This is a genomic window from Loktanella sp. D2R18, assembly GCF_003318235.1.
In the GTDB taxonomy this organism is placed as follows: Bacteria; Pseudomonadota; Alphaproteobacteria; order Rhodobacterales; family Rhodobacteraceae; genus Yoonia.
This window is the reverse complement of the sequence record NZ_QOCG01000022.1, coordinates 139581-156249: the sequence shown is the minus strand read 5'-3', so window position 1 is coordinate 156249 and position 16669 is coordinate 139581. Positions and strand designations below refer to the sequence as shown.

14 protein-coding genes are annotated in these 16669 nt (G+C 53.6%); 8 read left to right on the top strand and 6 right to left on the bottom strand.

The window, feature by feature from the left end:
* The first annotated feature begins 33 nt into the window (after positions 1 to 33).
* The 7 genes from DS901_RS12175 (at position 34) to DS901_RS12145 (ending at position 8834) form a co-directional block, all read left to right on the top strand.
* Positions 34 to 963, top strand: coding sequence for a carbohydrate ABC transporter permease (locus DS901_RS12175; protein ID WP_113777269.1), 930 nt, complete (start codon positions 34 to 36; stop codon positions 961 to 963).
* On the top strand, positions 963 to 1811 hold the full coding sequence (locus DS901_RS12170; protein ID WP_113777208.1) for a carbohydrate ABC transporter permease: 849 nt from the start codon (positions 963 to 965) through the stop codon (positions 1809 to 1811). The genes DS901_RS12175 and DS901_RS12170 overlap by 1 nt, the downstream gene beginning before the upstream one ends.
* A complete protein-coding gene (locus DS901_RS12165) occupies positions 1812 to 3893 on the top strand; it encodes an alpha-galactosidase (protein WP_113777207.1) in 2082 nt (693 codons plus the stop codon).
* Positions 3890 to 5599, top strand: a complete 1710-nt coding sequence (locus DS901_RS12160; protein ID WP_113777206.1) for an IlvD/Edd family dehydratase — start codon at positions 3890 to 3892, stop codon at positions 5597 to 5599. Before DS901_RS12165 ends, DS901_RS12160 begins: the two co-directional genes overlap by 4 nt.
* Positions 5600 to 5654: 55 nt before the next feature.
* Positions 5655 to 6260, top strand: a complete 606-nt coding sequence (locus tag DS901_RS12155) for a 2-dehydro-3-deoxy-6-phosphogalactonate aldolase (protein ID WP_113777205.1) — start codon at positions 5655 to 5657, stop codon at positions 6258 to 6260.
* Between the two features lie 22 nt (positions 6261 to 6282).
* Entirely contained in the window at positions 6283 to 8184 is a 1902-nt protein-coding gene (locus tag DS901_RS12150; protein ID WP_113777204.1) for a beta-galactosidase, read from the top strand.
* Between the two features lie 146 nt (positions 8185 to 8330).
* On the top strand, positions 8331 to 8834 hold the full coding sequence (locus tag DS901_RS12145) for a hypothetical protein (RefSeq protein WP_113777203.1): 504 nt from the start codon (positions 8331 to 8333) through the stop codon (positions 8832 to 8834).
* A gap of 289 nt (positions 8835 to 9123) precedes the next feature.
* Here DS901_RS12145 and DS901_RS12140 read toward each other — a convergent pair whose 3' ends face one another.
* Positions 9124 to 10602: an NAD-dependent succinate-semialdehyde dehydrogenase gene (locus DS901_RS12140; RefSeq protein WP_220150236.1), complete on the bottom strand. Its 1479-nt coding sequence runs from the start codon at positions 10600 to 10602 to the stop codon at positions 9124 to 9126.
* Position 10603: 1 nt separating this feature from the next.
* Positions 10604 to 11890: a 4-aminobutyrate--2-oxoglutarate transaminase gene (locus tag DS901_RS12135; RefSeq protein ID WP_113777201.1), complete on the bottom strand. Its 1287-nt coding sequence runs from the start codon at positions 11888 to 11890 to the stop codon at positions 10604 to 10606.
* Between the two features lie 142 nt (positions 11891 to 12032).
* Here DS901_RS12135 and DS901_RS12130 point away from each other — a divergent pair, with 142 nt between their 5' ends.
* Positions 12033 to 12602, top strand: coding sequence for a cupin domain-containing protein (locus DS901_RS12130; RefSeq protein WP_113777268.1), 570 nt, complete (start codon positions 12033 to 12035; stop codon positions 12600 to 12602).
* A 61-nt stretch (positions 12603 to 12663) separates the two neighbouring features.
* On the opposite strand, the gene DS901_RS12125 is transcribed toward DS901_RS12130, so the two are convergent.
* The 4 genes from DS901_RS12125 to DS901_RS12110 all read right to left on the bottom strand — a co-directional run bounded on the left by DS901_RS12125 (position 12664) and on the right by DS901_RS12110 (position 16669).
* Positions 12664 to 13476, bottom strand: coding sequence for an ABC transporter permease (locus DS901_RS12125; RefSeq protein WP_113777200.1), 813 nt, complete (start codon positions 13474 to 13476; stop codon positions 12664 to 12666).
* Positions 13473 to 14363: an ABC transporter permease subunit gene (locus tag DS901_RS12120; protein WP_113777267.1), complete on the bottom strand. Its 891-nt coding sequence runs from the start codon at positions 14361 to 14363 to the stop codon at positions 13473 to 13475. The genes DS901_RS12125 and DS901_RS12120 overlap by 4 nt, the downstream gene beginning before the upstream one ends.
* Before the next feature lie 13 nt (positions 14364 to 14376).
* Positions 14377 to 15507: an ABC transporter ATP-binding protein gene (locus DS901_RS12115; RefSeq protein WP_113777199.1), complete on the bottom strand. Its 1131-nt coding sequence runs from the start codon at positions 15505 to 15507 to the stop codon at positions 14377 to 14379.
* Positions 15508 to 15583: 76 nt separating this feature from the next.
* Positions 15584 to 16669: a polyamine ABC transporter substrate-binding protein gene (locus tag DS901_RS12110; RefSeq protein ID WP_113777198.1), complete on the bottom strand. Its 1086-nt coding sequence runs from the start codon at positions 16667 to 16669 to the stop codon at positions 15584 to 15586.

Genomic DNA, 16669 nt, shown 5'->3' with positions numbered 1-16669 from the left:
TTCGCATGTGTTAATCTGCGCAAAGGCCATGACATGTCATCTGTGACCCCCACATCGCGAAGCTGGTACAAGCGCAATGAAATCGCGCTGACCCCTTGGCTTTTCTTACTGCCGGCGATGCTGTTTTTTGCGGTCTATGTGATCATTCCGATTGGCCAAAGCTTTTGGATCAGTTTCCACCAGTGGGACGGGTTGGGCGAAAAAACCTATCTCGGGACGGCCAATTATGAACGGTTGTTGGGCATCGGCGATCAGAATATTGATCGCAAGTTTGAGACATCGTTTTGGAACAACCTCAAATGGCTGGCGCTGTACCTGCTGGCGGTGCCTGCGGGGTTATTCATCGCTCTGTTTTTGAACCAAACTGTGCGCGGTATTCGACTATATAAGTCATTGTTCTTCTTTCCATTCGTGATCTCGCAGGTTGTTGTTGGGCTAGTGTTTTCATGGTTTTACCTGCCGCGCGAAGGCCTGTTGAATGCCATTTTAGGCGTGTTCGGGGCCGGGCCTGTGAACATCCTCGGCGATCCGACCCTCGCCACTTATGGGATTATCGCGGCGGGTCTTTGGCCGCAGACTGCTTACTGCATGATCTTGTATCTGACCGGGTTGAACGCCGTTGATCCCGAACAGGTCGAAGCGGCGCGTTTGGATGGGGCCAAAGGTTACAAAATGCTGTGGTATATCATCTTGCCGCAGCTGAAACCGGCGACGTTCATCGCCTTTGTCGTAACCATTATCGGAGCGCTGCGGTCGTTTGATTTGATCAGTGTCATGACCAACGGCGGACCCTTTGGATCAACCCGTGTGCTGTCGTTCTATATGTTCGAAGAATCCCTGTCTGAATTTGGATTCCGCATGGGGTATGGGTCAGCGATTGCGGTCGTTCTATTCTTTATCATGCTCGGCTTTATTGGGTACTTTTTGTACGCCATGTGGCGCGACGAAAAAGGGGCACGCTGATGTTTCCGACACCTATTGCCAAAAAATCGCGTGGCTATCAGCGGACCTATCAGGCGGTGCTGCCCTTTGCCTTGATCTTGTGGCTGCTGCCACTCATCGCTGTGGCGATGTTTTCGATCAAGCCTGCCGCGGATTTCGCCAACGGCAACTATTGGGGCTGGCCGTCCAGTTTTGAAGGCTTCACAAATTACGGCAAAGTGTTTCTTGAATCCAACATGCCGCGCTATTTGCTGAACTCTATGTTCATCACAATTCCAACGGTGTTAGGCGCGGTTGCACTGTCAAGCATGGCCGGATTTGCGCTGGGCATCTATAAGTTCAAAGGCAATCTATTCATATTTTTTATGTTCATCGCGGGCAATTTCGTGCCGTTCCAAATCTTGATGGTTCCGGTGCGTGATCTGACGATCAACATGGGGATGTATGATAGCATTCAAGGGCTTGTGCTGTTTCATATTGCGTTCCAAACGGGGTTCTGCACACTATTCATGCGGAATTTTATCCGTGCGTTGCCTTTCCCGCTGATCGAGGCAGCCCGTGTCGAAGGCGTCGCGGAATGGCGTATTTTCTTCTACGTTGTGCTGCCGCTGATGAAACCCGCGCTTGCCGCGTTGGCTGTGCTGATCTTTACCTTTATCTGGAATGATTATTTCTGGGCGGTTGTTCTGACACAAGGTCCAAGCGCGCAGCCTGTGACCGCTGGGATCACGGAATTTAACTCGCAATTTCGCGCGGCCTATCACCTGATGAGCGCAGGATCGATTGTCGCGGCTTTGCCCCCCGTCGCGATGTTCTTTTTGATGCAAAAGCACTTTATCGCGGGCCTCACGCTTGGGGCGGTGAAGTAGATGGTGGATGCTTATCGACTTGATGATGGCCAACAAACGCTCGTTTTAGCCGTGGCAACTGACCGTTTGCCGCAGGTTGTCTATTGGGGCGCGCCCTTGCCAGCGTCCGAGGATCTGGACGCGGTTTGCGCCGCACATGTGATCGATATCGCAGGAGGCATGTTGGACGAGAACCCCGATCTATCGATTTGCCCCGAAGCGGGGCGGTCGTTTCAAGGCCAACCGGGGCTGATCTTAAGCGCCGGGGATGGCGCGCCCATTCTGCCAAAGTTTACCGCTACCGAAGTTGATGCAAGCGCTGGATTGAAAGTGGTTAGCAAGGATACAGCTAACGGCCTGACGCTCACCATTGATTTTGCGGTTGATGCGCAAACGCATGTGATCACCTGTCAAACGATCTTGGATACGCGGATCCCGGTGCAACTGCATTGGCTTGCCGCACCCGTGATGCCCGCGCCACAGCAATCTATCGATATGATTGATGTCTCTGGGCGTTGGTGCGACGAATTCCAGCTGAACCGGACCCCGTGGGCACCAGGCATTCACATGCGCGAAAACCGGACCGGGCGCACGGGCCACGAGCATTTTCCGGGTCTTTTGATACCCATATCGGGCGCGACAGATACCAGCGGCGAATGCTACGCGTTTCACTATGGCTGGTCTGGCGGTCACACGATGATTGCCGAAGAGCTACAGGATGGCCGTCGTCAGGTGCAATTTGGCCACGCGGCCCGCACGCAAACCACCCCCGGCACGCAGTTTCAAACAGCACCGCTTTACCTAACCTATTCCGACAGCGGGATGAACGGTTGCGCTGTCAGTTTTCAGCGGCATGTGCGCGACCGAATTGTGACTTGGCCGAAACCTGATCAGCCGCGCCCTGTGCATTATAACTGCTGGGAAGCCGTCTATTTCGATCATGACCTGCCGGTTCTGACCGATATCGCTGACCGGGCCGCAGCGCTGGGGGCCGAACGGTTTGTGCTTGATGATGGCTGGTTTGGTCAGCGCGACGACGACACGACGAGCCTTGGTGATTGGGTGATTGATCCACGCAAGTTCCCGGATGGGCTCACGCCGTTGATTGATCATGTGCACGGGCTTGGGATGACTTTCGGGATTTGGTTTGAACCCGAGATGATCAACCAAGATAGCGATCTTTGCCGCGCTCATCCTGAATGGGTTCTTGGCCCTGCGGATCAGATTGCAGGACGCCAACAACATGTCTTGAACTTGGCGATGCCTGATGTGCGCACCTATCTGTATGATCATATTACCGCTATTTTGCGCGACAACGATATCGATTATATCAAATGGGATCATAATCGGGTTTTGCCTGCGCCAGATGCGGCACAAGCAACCGGCACCTATGCGCTGCTAGCGCGCCTGCGTGCGGATTTCCCGCTGGTGGAAATTGAAAGCTGCGCATCTGGCGGCGGGAGGATCGATTTTGGCATCCTCAGCCGTACCCAGCGTGTTTGGCTGTCTGACAGTAATGACGCGATTGAACGCTTGCGCATTCAGCATGATGCGGCGCTCTTTTTGCCCAGCGCCGTGACTGGCAGCCATGTAGGGCCAAGGGTTTGCCACACTTCCGGGCGTACGCTTGATATCACCTTCCGCGCGTGGGTTGCGGCACAGCGACATATGGGCTTTGAGATGGACCCGCGTGAATTGGAAGCGCGCGAAATTGCCGTGCTGTCTGAAGTCACAAGCTGGTGGAAAACCAACCGCGATTGGATGCGGCTCGCAGACATCTTGCGGCTAGATAGCGCGGACCCGGCGGTGACCGCTGAACAACAATTGGCAGTAGATGGCGGGCGCTTTGTCGTATTCGCGGGCAAAGCCGCGACCTCAGAGCAGATCGCGCCGCGGCCCCTGCGACTAACCGCGCTTGACCCTGCAGCGATCTACCGTATTTCTCTTAAAAACCGCGCTGAAATTTCGACCCTTTCGCGTGGAACAACAGCCCTCAAGGATCAGACCCTAGAGCTGTCAGGCGCATATCTTATGCACCATGGCATCACGCTCCCTTGGTCGTTCCCAGAGCGCATGTGGGTCGTCGAAGGAACACGTCTATGACCAAAGAAAAACGCAACCGCGCATGGTATGGGAAACAGGATAAAGATGGGTTTATTCACCGCAGTTGGATGAAGAACCAAGGGTTTCCTGATCATGCGTTTGATGGGCGTCCGATCATCGGGATTTGTAACACGTGGTCAGAACTGACACCTTGTAACTCTGGTTTGCGCGACCTTGCCGAGGGCGTTAAACGCGGTGTTTGGGAGGCGGGCGGATTTCCGGTGGAATTTCCTGTGATGTCGCTGGGGGAAACCCAGATGAAGCCCACGGCGATGCTGTTTCGTAACTTGCTGGCAATGGATGTCGAAGAAAGCATTCGGGCTTATGGTATCGATGGCGTTGTGTTGCTTGGTGGCTGCGACAAGACCACGCCGGGGCAGCTGATGGGTGCGGCCTCGGTTGATTTGCCGACGATCGTTGTCAGCTCTGGCCCGATGTTGAACGGCAAATTCAAGGGCAAGGATATCGGTTCCGGCACGGATGTCTGGAAATTCTCAGAGGCTGTGCGCGCGGGCGATATGACGCTCAAAGATTTCATGAACGCGGAATCCGGCATGAGCCGTTCCAAAGGTGTTTGCATGACGATGGGCACCGCGTCGACCATGGCAAGCGTGGTCGAGGCGATGGGCATGTCATTGCCCACAAATGCGGCCCTTCCGGCGGTGGATGCGCGCCGCATGGCGCTGTCGCACCTGACCGGAAAACGCATCGTTGAAATGGTCGAAGAAGACCTGAAGCTGTCGCAGGTCATGACCCGCGCGGCGTTTGAAAACGCCATTTTGGCCAATGCCGCCGTGGGCGGGTCGACCAATGCCGTAATTCATCTGCTGGCGATTGCGGGCCGTGTGGGGATTGATCTGTCGCTGGACGACTTTGAGATTGGCACCGATATTCCGCTGCTTGTGAACTGCATGCCTTCGGGCAAATACCTGATGGAAGATTTTTGCTACGCGGGTGGCATGCCCGTCGTATTATCAGAATTGAAGGATAAATTGCGCCCCGCAAAAACCGTGATGGGTGGCGATATTATGGATTATGCCGACGGTGCTGAATGCTACAACGACGATGTTATTCGCTCGTTTGAAAATCCGCTGAAACCTGCGGCGGGCCTGCGGGTTTTACGTGGCAACTTGGCCCCGAATGGCGCCATTGTGAAACCATCCGCTGCGACCGAAAGATTGCTCGAACATGAAGGCGAAGCGTTTGTGTTTGAAAGCATCGAAGACATGAAAGCCAATATCGACCGCGAAGACTTGCCTGTGACAGCAGATACAATCCTTGTTCTCAAAGGATGCGGTCCCAAAGGGTATCCGGGGATGCCAGAGGTCGGCAATATGCCGATCCCAGCCAAGCTGGTAAAAGAGGGGGTGCGCGATATGGTGCGGGTCTCGGACGCCCGCATGTCTGGCACTGCTTTTGGCACCGTGGTTTTGCATGTTAGCCCCGAGGCCAACGCGGGTGGCAATCTTGCACTGGTGCAAACTGGTGACCGTCTGCGGCTTTCGGCTAGCGCTGGCGCTTTGGATTTGTTGGTCGCGGATGAGGTTCTGGCTGAACGCCGCGCCGCATGGGAACCGGACGCGCCGCATTACACGCGTGGCTACGCAAAGATGTATGTCGATACGGTTCTTCAGGCAGATAAGGGCGCTGATCTTGATTTCCTTGTCGGCAAGGACACGCGCCCTGTCACACGCGAAAGCCATTGATGGCTGTATCATTTTCCAAACCCACGCGGGTTATTAACATATCAAGGTGCGTCTCATGAGCAGAAATATCATCGCCATTTTGCGTGGCATCACCCCGCCCGAAGCTGTCGAAATTTGCACCGTATTGGTCGAAGAAGGCATCACAGATATTGAGGTGCCGCTCAATTCGCCCCAACCGTTGAAATCAATCGCGGCGATGGCCGCTGCGGTGGGCGGTGATGTGACCATCGGGGCAGGCACCGTATTGACGGTTGAAGATGTCGCGAATGTCAAAGCGGCGGGGGGCACGCTGATTGTCTCTCCGAATGCGGATATTGACGTGATTGCCGCGACCAAAGCTGCGGGGATGCAATCTTATCCCGGTGTCTTAACCCCAACCGAATGCTTTGCCGCGATCAAAGCTGGCGCTGATGGGCTGAAAATTTTTCCATCCTCGCTGATCGGCACAGGGGGGCTTGCCGCCTATAAGGCTGTTTTGCCCGCTGATATGCCTGTTTATGCAGTAGGCGGGGCAGGGCCTGATAATTTCGCGGAGTGGATCGCAGCGGGTGCCGCTGGCTTTGGTATCGGAAGCGCGATCTATAAACCTGGCTATACAGCCGAAGACGTGCGCCAACGCGCGCGGGCGATTGTTGCGGCATATGACCTAGCTGTCGTTTGAAAAACAAGATTTGCGAGACACCATGAAACGTACGCTTGGCACCTGCTATTACCCAGAACAATGGCCTTCAGATATTTGGGCCGACGACGCGCGCCGTATGGTAGACGCTGGGCTGACTTGGGTGCGGATCGGAGAATTTTCATGGGCAAAGCTTGAACCAACGCCGGGCAATTATTGCTGGGAGTGGCTCGATCAAGCGATCCAGACGCTTGGGGATGCAGGGCTGAAAGTTGTGCTTGGCACGCCGACAGCCACGCCGCCGCGTTGGATGCTGACGCGTCATCCCGATATGCTTGCTGTGGATGTCGAAGGTCGCCCGCGTAAATTTGGATCGCGGCGTCATTATTGCTTTAGCCATGAACTTTATCAGGCCGAATGCGCGAAAATTGTTGGGCTGATGGCCGCGCGCTATGGTGCCAACCCTTATGTGGCTGCTTGGCAGACGGACAATGAATACGGCTGCCACGACACGACGATTTCTTATAGCGATGCCGCGCGGGCCGCGTTTCAAGATTGGCTCGCCCTGCGTTATGGTTCTGTTGCGCAGTTGAACGCAGACTGGGGCAATACGTTTTGGTCGATGGATTATGGCAGCTTTGCCGACGTGGACCTGCCGAACCTCACCGTGACCGAAGCGAACCCCGCCCATTGTCTGGCGTTCCGGCGGTTTAGCTCTGATCAGGTCGTTGCATTTAATCGACGGCAAGTCGATCTGATCCGCGCCCAGACGGATGCGCCGATCACCCATAACTATATGGGGCGGATCACTGATTTCGACCATTTCGCGGTGGGCGATGATCTGGATTTTGCAAGCTGGGATAGTTACCCGCTTGGCTTTCTCGAAGACCGTGTCGGCGCTGACGCGGCCCGTCAGCGCGATTTTGCGCGCCAAGGGGATCCGGATTTTCAGGCACTTCACCACGATCTGTACCGCGCAGTCGGCAAAGGTCGCTGGTGGGTTATGGAACAACAGCCTGGTCCGGTGAATTGGGCACCATATAATCCGACACCGTTGCCCGGTATGGTGCGGCTGTGGTCATGGGAAGCATTTGCCCACGGCGCCGAGGCCGTCTGCTATTTCCGTTGGCGCCAAGCCCCCGTCGCACAAGAACAACTGCATGCAGGTCTTTTGCGCCCCGACAGTGTCGATGCAGCCGTTATGGCTGAATTGAAGCAGGTCACCGAGGAAATCGCCAAGGCGCCTGATGTCGCCCCGGCGCAGGCCCCCGTTGCGATTGTCTTTGATTACGACGCTGATTTTGCGTGGACGGTGCAGCCGCATGGCGCAGGGCTTAGCTATTTTGGGCTGATTTTGGATATCTATCGCGGGCTACGCCGTCTGGGGTTATCCGTTGATATTTTGCCGGCTAGCGCCCGCGATTTTGCCGGTTACGGATTGATCATGGTGCCGGGCATGATGGCGATGGCCGATGATTTGAAAACGGCATTGGGCGCAAGCAGTGCGCAGGTGGTCTACGGGCCCCGCACGGGCGCGCGCAATGCCGAAATGGGCATTCCAACCCCGTTGCCGCCTGCAATTCCAATGTTGGATGTGACCGTTGTTGCGATCGAGAGCCTGCGCCCTGATTGCCCGATTCCGCTAGCAACAGGCGGGCATGTGATCAATTACCGCGATGTGCTGATCGGGGGGGGCACCCCTATGTTAACCGCAATTGCCGGCGACCCGGTCGCGATGCGGGCGGGTGCACAAACCTATCTAGGAGGCTGGCTTGACGGCGCAGCGCTCCACGCGTTTTTAGATGGGCTTTGCGAAGACGCAGGGATCGCAACGCTTGATTTGCCCGACGGCGTGCGTATCCGCGACACTGGCACAGAACGATTCTGGTTCAACTACACCGATGCTGCGGTGACCTGTTATGGGCGCACGATTGACGCGGCCGGGGTTGTCAGAGAGGCGCGCTAGGGCAGTTCATGTTGGCGATCGCGTCGCTACCAACAAAACAAGCTGCGACATAAGCGACGATGCTATTGCCGCGACTGCGTAAACCTAGCATCTTCGCCACACATTGTTATGTTGGACCAAACCCGAAGAAAGCGACGCCCCCGCGCATGTCTGAAACTACCCAAAGCAAAGGGATATTTGTGCCAACTCAGGCGCAGTGCGCGCAAAGCCTATCTTTACGGTTGCTCGCGCATCGCGGATTGATGACGCCGCGCCTTACGGCGGCGTTTGGTGCGATGACGGCGGATAAAGTTTCGATAACGGAGCGCGACCAAAGGCTAACGCGCAAATCTCGATTGATCTCGGTCGAGAGCGGGGAAATCATCCTGCGTGCTGAACTCAGCATTGTTTTCGAAAACCTCCCCGAAATGCTTGTCAGCCAGCTTCGCGGGACGTTTACCTTGTTTGGTCAGCTGCTACTTGATCACAAAATTGACGTCAGTGTTGCGGAACCCCAGATTTTTCAAACACCGGATGGCCGCTATGGACGCCGCACAAAAATAACCGGGACTTCAGGAGGCATCCCAATTTGCGACGTTGCAGAAATAATGTCGTACGATCCGCTGCTCAGCGTCATCGCACAACGGCACCAGGATCAGGGGCGGAGTTGAATGTGAGTTCAAGGCAATTCAATCAGATTTTCAGAACCTATTCTGAGCCAAAAGCCATGGGCGCTGGGGGTGCGGATTTGTTGCTATTTCCAATCAACGATGCTGCGAACACGGTTGTGAAGCCAAGGAAATATCATGGTGGCACGGACACCTGATCACCGGTTCTAGAGGCTACCGCGCCGGTCCTGTTATCTTCGCAATCCGATTGCGCCGCAGTATAAACGCACTGTTGCTGGCGTTTCCGGACAATGCTGTTCCGAAGCCAAACTTAGATAAATAGGTACGGTTACTAAATTCCGCCCAGACAGACGTATTTTAGCTCTAGGTAGTCTTCTGTGCCATATTTTGACCCTTCTCGGCCTTGGCCAGATTGCTTGATGCCACCGAACGGGGCGACCTCTGTTGAAATCAAACCCGTGTTCACGCCGACCATGCCATATTCTAATGCTTCTGCCACCTTCCAGACGCGCGACATGTCATTGGCATAGAAATAGGACGCCAGTCCAAATTCTGTATCGTTTGCCTGTTCTATAACATCGTCGACGGAATCAAATTTGAAAAGCGGGGCCACGGGGCCGAAAGTCTCTTCTGAAGCGATTGTCATGTCTTTGCGAACCCCACTTAGGATGGTTGGTTCAAAGAAAGTTCCGCCAAGTTCATGCCGTTTGCCGCCGACAAGCACTGACGCTCCTTTGGCTTTGGCGTCCGCGATATGATCTTCGACCTTCGAGACAGCTTGCGAATTGATCAATGGGCCAGCTGCAACGCCGTCATCAAACCCGTCGCCAACCTTTACTGCACGAACAGCCGCCGCAAGTTTTTCGGCAAACGCATCGTAGACGCCGGATTGGACATAAATGCGGTTAGCGCAGACGCAGGTTTGCCCGTTGTTGCGGTATTTAGAAATCATGGCGCCTTCGACCGCGGCATCCAAATCAGCATCATCAAATACGATAAACGGGGCGTTGCCGCCAAGTTCCATCGACGTTTTTTGAACTTGATCCGCAGATTGGCGCATCAAGATCTTACCCACATTTGTGGACCCGGTGAACGTGAGTTTACGTACTTTGCGATTGGTACTGAATTCTTGACCAACAATCGCACTTTGCGTTGTCGTAATAACATTGAATAATCCGTCGGGGATACCAGCCTCTTGCGCAAGGTAGGCCATGGCAAGGGCGGACAGCGGGGTCAGTTCAGCTGGCTTGGCGATGAATGAACATCCCACCGCAAGCGCGGGTGCCAGCTTGCGTGTCATCATGGCATTCGGGAAATTCCATGGTGTGATCGATGCGACGACACCAACAGGTTGTTTCAAAACCATAATCCGCTTGTCAGGTTGGTGGCCCGGGATGATATCGCCGTAGATGCGCTTTGCTTCTTCGGCGAACCATTCGACGTAGTTCGCGCCATATAGGATCTCGCCTTTCGCCTCCGCCAATGGCTTGCCCATTTCAGCCGTGAGGATCACTGCGAGGTCATCAGCATTTGCAACCATGAGATCAAACAAGCGCCGCAAGATGTTTCCGCGTTCTTTGCCTGTGCGTTTTGCCCATGCAACTTGCGCGACATAAGCTGCATCAATCGCGCGTTTGGTTTCTGTGACCCCCATGTCGGGTAATGCCGCGAGCGTCTCACCTGTTGATGGGTTCAGAACGTCAAAGACCTTGCCGCATTCGGCAACCGCCAGCCATTCACCGTCAATAAAACCTGCATCCAAGAGCAATGCTGGGTTCTTCAACATACCTGCGAGTTTTGTAGAGATCATATTATATGCTCACATCTGCACGTGCGGCACGAATGGAGGCCTCGATGATATCAAGTGCCTCTGTGAAAACGTCATCTTGGATGGTGATTGGCGCAAGGAAACGAACGACATTGCCATATACCCCGCAGGTCAACAAAATCAGGTTTCGCTTCAATGCATGTGCTTTTACAGCATTCGTAAAATCGGCATTGGGTGTACCGCTGCCAGGTAGGTTAAACTCTACCGCTGTCATAAACCCTAGACCGCGGATATCCGCAATTTCAGGAATATCGGCGCGCAAGCTTTCAAGGCGTTGCTTTAAGTGCGCACCAAGTGCGTTTGCGCGATCGCATAGGTTTTCTTCCTCAATGATGTCGAGAACCGCATGTGCCGCAGCAATCCCCATAGGGCTGCCGCCATAAGTCCCGCCAAGGCCGCCCGGGTTCGCACCGTCCATAACCGTTGCGCGACCTGTTACTGCCGCGATTGGGAACCCGCCACCAAGCCCTTTGGCCATCGTTGTCAGGTCGGCGACCACATCGTGATGTTCCATCGCAAACATTTTTCCCGTCCGTGCAAACCCGGTCTGGACCTCGTCGGCAATCAGCAGGATACCGTGTTCGTCACAAAGTTTGCGCAAATGCCCCATCAGTTCGCGTGGAGCATCGTAAAAACCGCCTTCTCCTTGGACCGGCTCAACGATAATTGCTGCGACGCGATCAGGATCAACATCGGCTTTAAACAACTTATCCAAGGCAGCGATTGAATCCTCAACCGTTACACCATGCATTGGTACTGGAAAGGGGGCGTGAAAAACATCGCCGGGCATGCTTCCGAAGCCTTTTTTGTAAGGAACGACCTTGCCGGTGAGCGCCATGCCCATGAACGTACGGCCATGGAAACCGCCAGAAAACGCGATTACAGCAGAGCGACCCGTTGCGGCACGCGCGATTTTGACTGCGTTCTCGGCAGCCTCTGCGCCTGTGGTGACAAAGACGGTTTTCTTTTCAAAATCACCTGGAACAAGCGCATTGAGACGCTCGGCCAATGAGACATAGTTTTCATAAGGGACGACCTGATGACAGGTGTGCGTGAAACGGTCTAACTGGGCTTTGACGGCCTCTATGACCTTTGGGTGGCGGTGCCCGGTGTTCACGACAGCAATGCCTGCGGCAAAGTCGATGTAGCGCGTGCCTTCGATGTCCCAGATTTCAGAATTTTCCGCACGATCTGCAAAAACTTGCGTCATCATTCCAACGCCACGCGCGATTGCGCCATCTTTGCGTTTACTTACGTCTGCGTTCAACATTCTTTTACCTTCCTATGGCTACCGCTTCTTGGTCGATGCAAGGACAATAAGTCGTTTATTATTTGCTAAATAGACTGTATCTTTGTTATCGTAAGCTATTGAAATATATTATCGCAAATTGCAAATGATTGGGATTTTAATCATGTCTAACGCGGAGTTCTCGGAAAACGTCCAGCTTGGTCAACGCCTGCGTTCTCTTAGGCTTCGTGCTGGCTTGTCCCAAAGGGCGCTCGCGAAAAAAACGAATGTGGCAAGCGCGACGATATCTTTGATGGAATCAGGAAAAACGAGCCCATCAGTGGGTTCCCTAAAACGCATCTTAGAAGGTATCCCGATTGGCTTATCAGAGTTTTTTGATTTTGAACCAGAACTTGAAACTAGCGTCTTTTATGCTGCTGAAGAATTAACAGAGATTGGCACAAAATCCCTGTCACTTAAACAAATCGGCGCCAGCTCGCTTGGTAGAAACCTACAAATACTGAAAGAGACCTATGCGCTGAATGCCGATACAGGGCGGGTCATGTATGAACACGTAGGCGAAGAGGGCGGCATCGTCATTTCAGGGCGCGTCGAAGTTACGGTCGGTGATATGCGAAAAATCTTAGGGCCAGGTGACGCATATTTTTTTCCAAGCACAAGCCCACACCGGTTTCGACAAGTTGGCCCTGTTGAAAGTGTGATCATAAGCGCATGCACGCCACCAACATTCTAGCGTGGTCGGAGGGGCAATAGTCGTCGCAGGCGATCCCTAGTCAACACGTGCCCGTTGAAGCCTAGTGTTCTGCGAGCAGTTCATCGCGCTTTTGCTTCTGAATCGCGCGCTTGGAGGTGACGGATGCCACGAGCACACCGATCGTGACCAATCCGATGATCAACGTCGACAAAGCGTTAATTTCGGGGCTGACACCTAGCCTGACAGACGAATAAATCTTGATCGGTAACGTCGTGGCTGATGGCCCAGCCGTGAATGATGCGATCACGAGATCATCAAGCGACAGTGTAAAAGCTAAGAGCCAGCCAGACGCGACAGCTGGCGCGATAATTGGCAAGGTCACGGATTTAAATGCGTCCCACGGTGTGCAACCCAAATCAAGCGCTGCCTCCTCTAAGCTTTCGTCAAAAGTAGCCATGCGCGACGAGACAACTACGGATACGTAACACATTGAGAACGTTGCGTGCGCCAAGACAATCGTCGTGACGCCACGATCCATGCCAACAGCGATGAAGAGCAGCAGCAAAGACAGGCCTGTGATGACTTCGGGCATCACAAGCGGTGCGTAGATCATGCCAGAAAACAACGTGCGTCCCCGGAACCGACCAGCGCGTACCAACACAAAGGCCGCCATCGTGCCTAAGACCGTTGCGATGGTAGACGAGATAACCCCGACCTTCAACGTGACCCACGCCGCGTCAAGAAATGCTTCGTTTTGCATCAACTCGCCATACCACTTGGTAGAAAAGCCCCCCCAAACTGACACAAGTTTTGATTCGTTGAAACTGAAAATGACCAAGATGACGATAGGGATGTACAAGAACGCAAACCCAAGCGTGAGCGAGACAACATTGAACCAAGAAGGTTTTCTCATTTGTTTTGTTCTCGTTGTTTTTGTTCGTTCCGCTGGAACAAGATGATTGGGATGATCAGGACAAGCAGCAGGATGACCGCCACCGCCGAGGCCAATGGCCAATCGCGGTTGGAGAAGAATTCCTCCCACAAGACTTTACCAATCATCAAGGTGTGTGAACCGCCCAAGAGAGAAGGGATCACAAATTCGCCCAACGCGGGGATGAAGACGAGAAAACAGCCCGCGATGATGCCCGGCTTGGCCAAATGTATGGTGACCGACCAAAAGGCGCTTGTGCGTGTGCAGCCCAAATCCTGTGCCGCTTCTAGCAGGGAGCCATCAAGTTTTTCGAGCGTGGAATAAATCGGCAAGACCATAAACGGCAGATAGGTGTAGACGATGCCAATATAGACAGCGGTATTGGTATTCATGATCACCAGCGGTTCAGAGGTAATACCCGTCCATATCAGAAACTGGTTCAAGAAACCTTCGTTGGAAATGATGCCGATGAGCGCATAAATGCGGATCAAAAAGCTTGTCCAGAAAGGCAGAATGATCAGCAGTAAAAGACTAGGGCGCCATTCTTGTGGTGCGTTCGCAATCGCGTAAGCAAATGGAAAACCAATGAGCAGCGTCAAAAACGTTGCGAGCAGGGCAATCTTGAGGCTAGACCAATAGGCTTTGATGTACAGAGAATCTTCAGACAGAAAGACAAAGTTTTCAAAGTCGAGCCCCACCCAGAAATCCCGAAACCCCGACCAACCTTCTTCCAGTTCTAGAGTCGGGGCGTAAGGCGGAATGGAGATCGCATAATCTGACAATGAAATTTTGAGAACGATTAAGAAGGGGACCAAAAACAAGGCTACGAGCCATGCATATGGGACCGTGATGAGAAGGCGGCGTGCTATATTCATGGTGCCCCTACGATGCGAGGACGATACCAGCGGTATCTGTCCATGAGAGCCAAACCCTGTCGCCCCAAGTGATTGCGCGACGCGCAATCCGGCGATTGTTCGCAACTTGAGATTTGATCAAAGCACCATTCTCAAGCCGCACGTAGTACGTCGACATGTTCCCAAGATACGCGATGTCCTCGACAGTCCCATTCAGGCGGTTATGGCGATCCATTGGTTCTTCGGAAAAGATCGCGACTTTTTCGGGACGTACAACAAATGCGCCCGAGGTTGCAGCGCGCAGGCCTGCACCGGCCATGCCGCGGATGGCGGGTTTTCCCTCGCCCCATGACAATTCGGCCGCGTCGCCTTCTGCCTTGGTCACCTGACCTTCGATGATATTTACGTCACCGATAAAGTCCGCAACATAGACTGAATTTGGGGCTTCGTAGATCCGGTCGGGGGTGTCGATTTGTTTCAGCTTTCCGTGATCCATCACGGCGATGCGGCTTGCCACTGTCATGGCTTCTTCTTGGTCATGGGTCACGATCACAAATGTGGTGCCGGTCTTTTCTTGAATATCCATCAGTTCGAATTGCGTTTCTTGACGTAGTTTCTTGTCAAGCGCGCCGAGAGGTTCATCCAAGAGCAATAACTTGGGTGCTTTGGCCAATGCACGTGCAAGCGCGACACGTTGGCGTTGCCCGCCAGACATTTGATGCGGCTTGCGGCTTGCGAATTTCTTGAGCTGGACAAGACGCAGCATTTCTTCGACGCGCCCATCAATTTCCGACTTGGGCATGTCGGATCGCTTCAATCCAAAGGCCAAGTTTTGCGCAACGGTAAGGTGCGGGAATAATGCATATGACTGGAACATCATATTCACGGCGCGCTTGTTCGGTGGAATGCCGTCCATATCGACGCCATCAATCGTAATACGTCCTTCGGTAACAGTTTCAAATCCACCGAGCATCCGCATCAGGGTTGTCTTGCCACAGCCCGATGGACCGAGCAGGGCAAAGAATTCTTTGGGATAGATTTTCAGATCGACTTCATCGATGGCTGTAAATGTACCATATTGTTTCGTCACATTTGAAAACGCGATGAGAGGCGTCGCAGACTCATCTTCCCAAGGGGCGAAGGGGGCGTCAGTGTTCATCGGAAATATCCTGTCGAATACGCATGGAGGTTTTCCTCCATGCGATAATTTCATCAGCACGGGGTAAATGGGCTAATTATGTCCCGGACTTAACCTTGGTCCACATACGCGTCACGGTACGTTGAACGCGTGGTTCATATGGAGTCGCCGTATAAAGGTTTTCGAGCGTCGCCTCATCTGGGTAGATCGCAGGATCATCGATCACGTCTTCAAGTAAGAATTCTTGAGAAGCAAGGTTTCCGTTTGCATAGTAAACATAGTTAGACGCGGCAGCCATGTTTTCAGCATCCAAAATGAAGTTTAGGAATGCGTGCGCAGCGTCAGGGTTTGGGGCATCGACGGGAATGGCCATTTGGTCGAACCACATCAGGGCACCTTCAGATGGGGCGTTGTAAGCGATCTCAACGCCATTATCGGCCTCATCAGCGCGGTCACGCGCTTGAAGAACGTCGCCTGACCAACCGAAGGCCACACAGATGTCGCCGTTCGCAAGCGCATTGATATATTCAGAGCTGTTGTACTTTGCGACATAGGGTGCGACGGCTGTCAAAAGCGGCTCGGCGAGCGCCAGAACATCGGGGTCTTGGCTGTCAGGCGCTTCGCCCAAATACGCCAATGCGGCTGGGATGACTTCGGTCGGCGCATCCAAGAAATAGACGCCACATTCGGCAAGCTTTTCCATGTTTTCTGGATTGAAAATCAAATCCAGTGAACCGATCGGCGCGTCATCACCAAGAACTTCGGCGACCTTGTTGACGTTCACGCCAATGCCGGTGGTGCCCCACATGTAGTTAATAGAATAGGCATTGTCAGGGTCGTACTGAGCAGTGCGCGCTTCGATCAGATCCCATATGTTGCTATGGTTTGGCAACTTGTTCAGATCAAGCTGCTGAAACGCGCCCGCCTGAATTTGACGCTGCAGAAAGTCACCGGTTGGCACAACGATGTCATAGCCGGAGCTACCTGCAAGCATTTTAGTTTCAAGAACTTCGTTACTGTCGAACACATCATAGATGACTTCGATACCAGTTTCCGCTTCGAACTGATCCAAAAGGTCTTCGTCGATATAATCGGACCAGTTGTAGATGCGCACTTCTTCTGCGAGCGCCGATTGGGCGACAGCGCAAAGCGCAATCGTCGAAAGGGTGGTAAACAGTTTCAT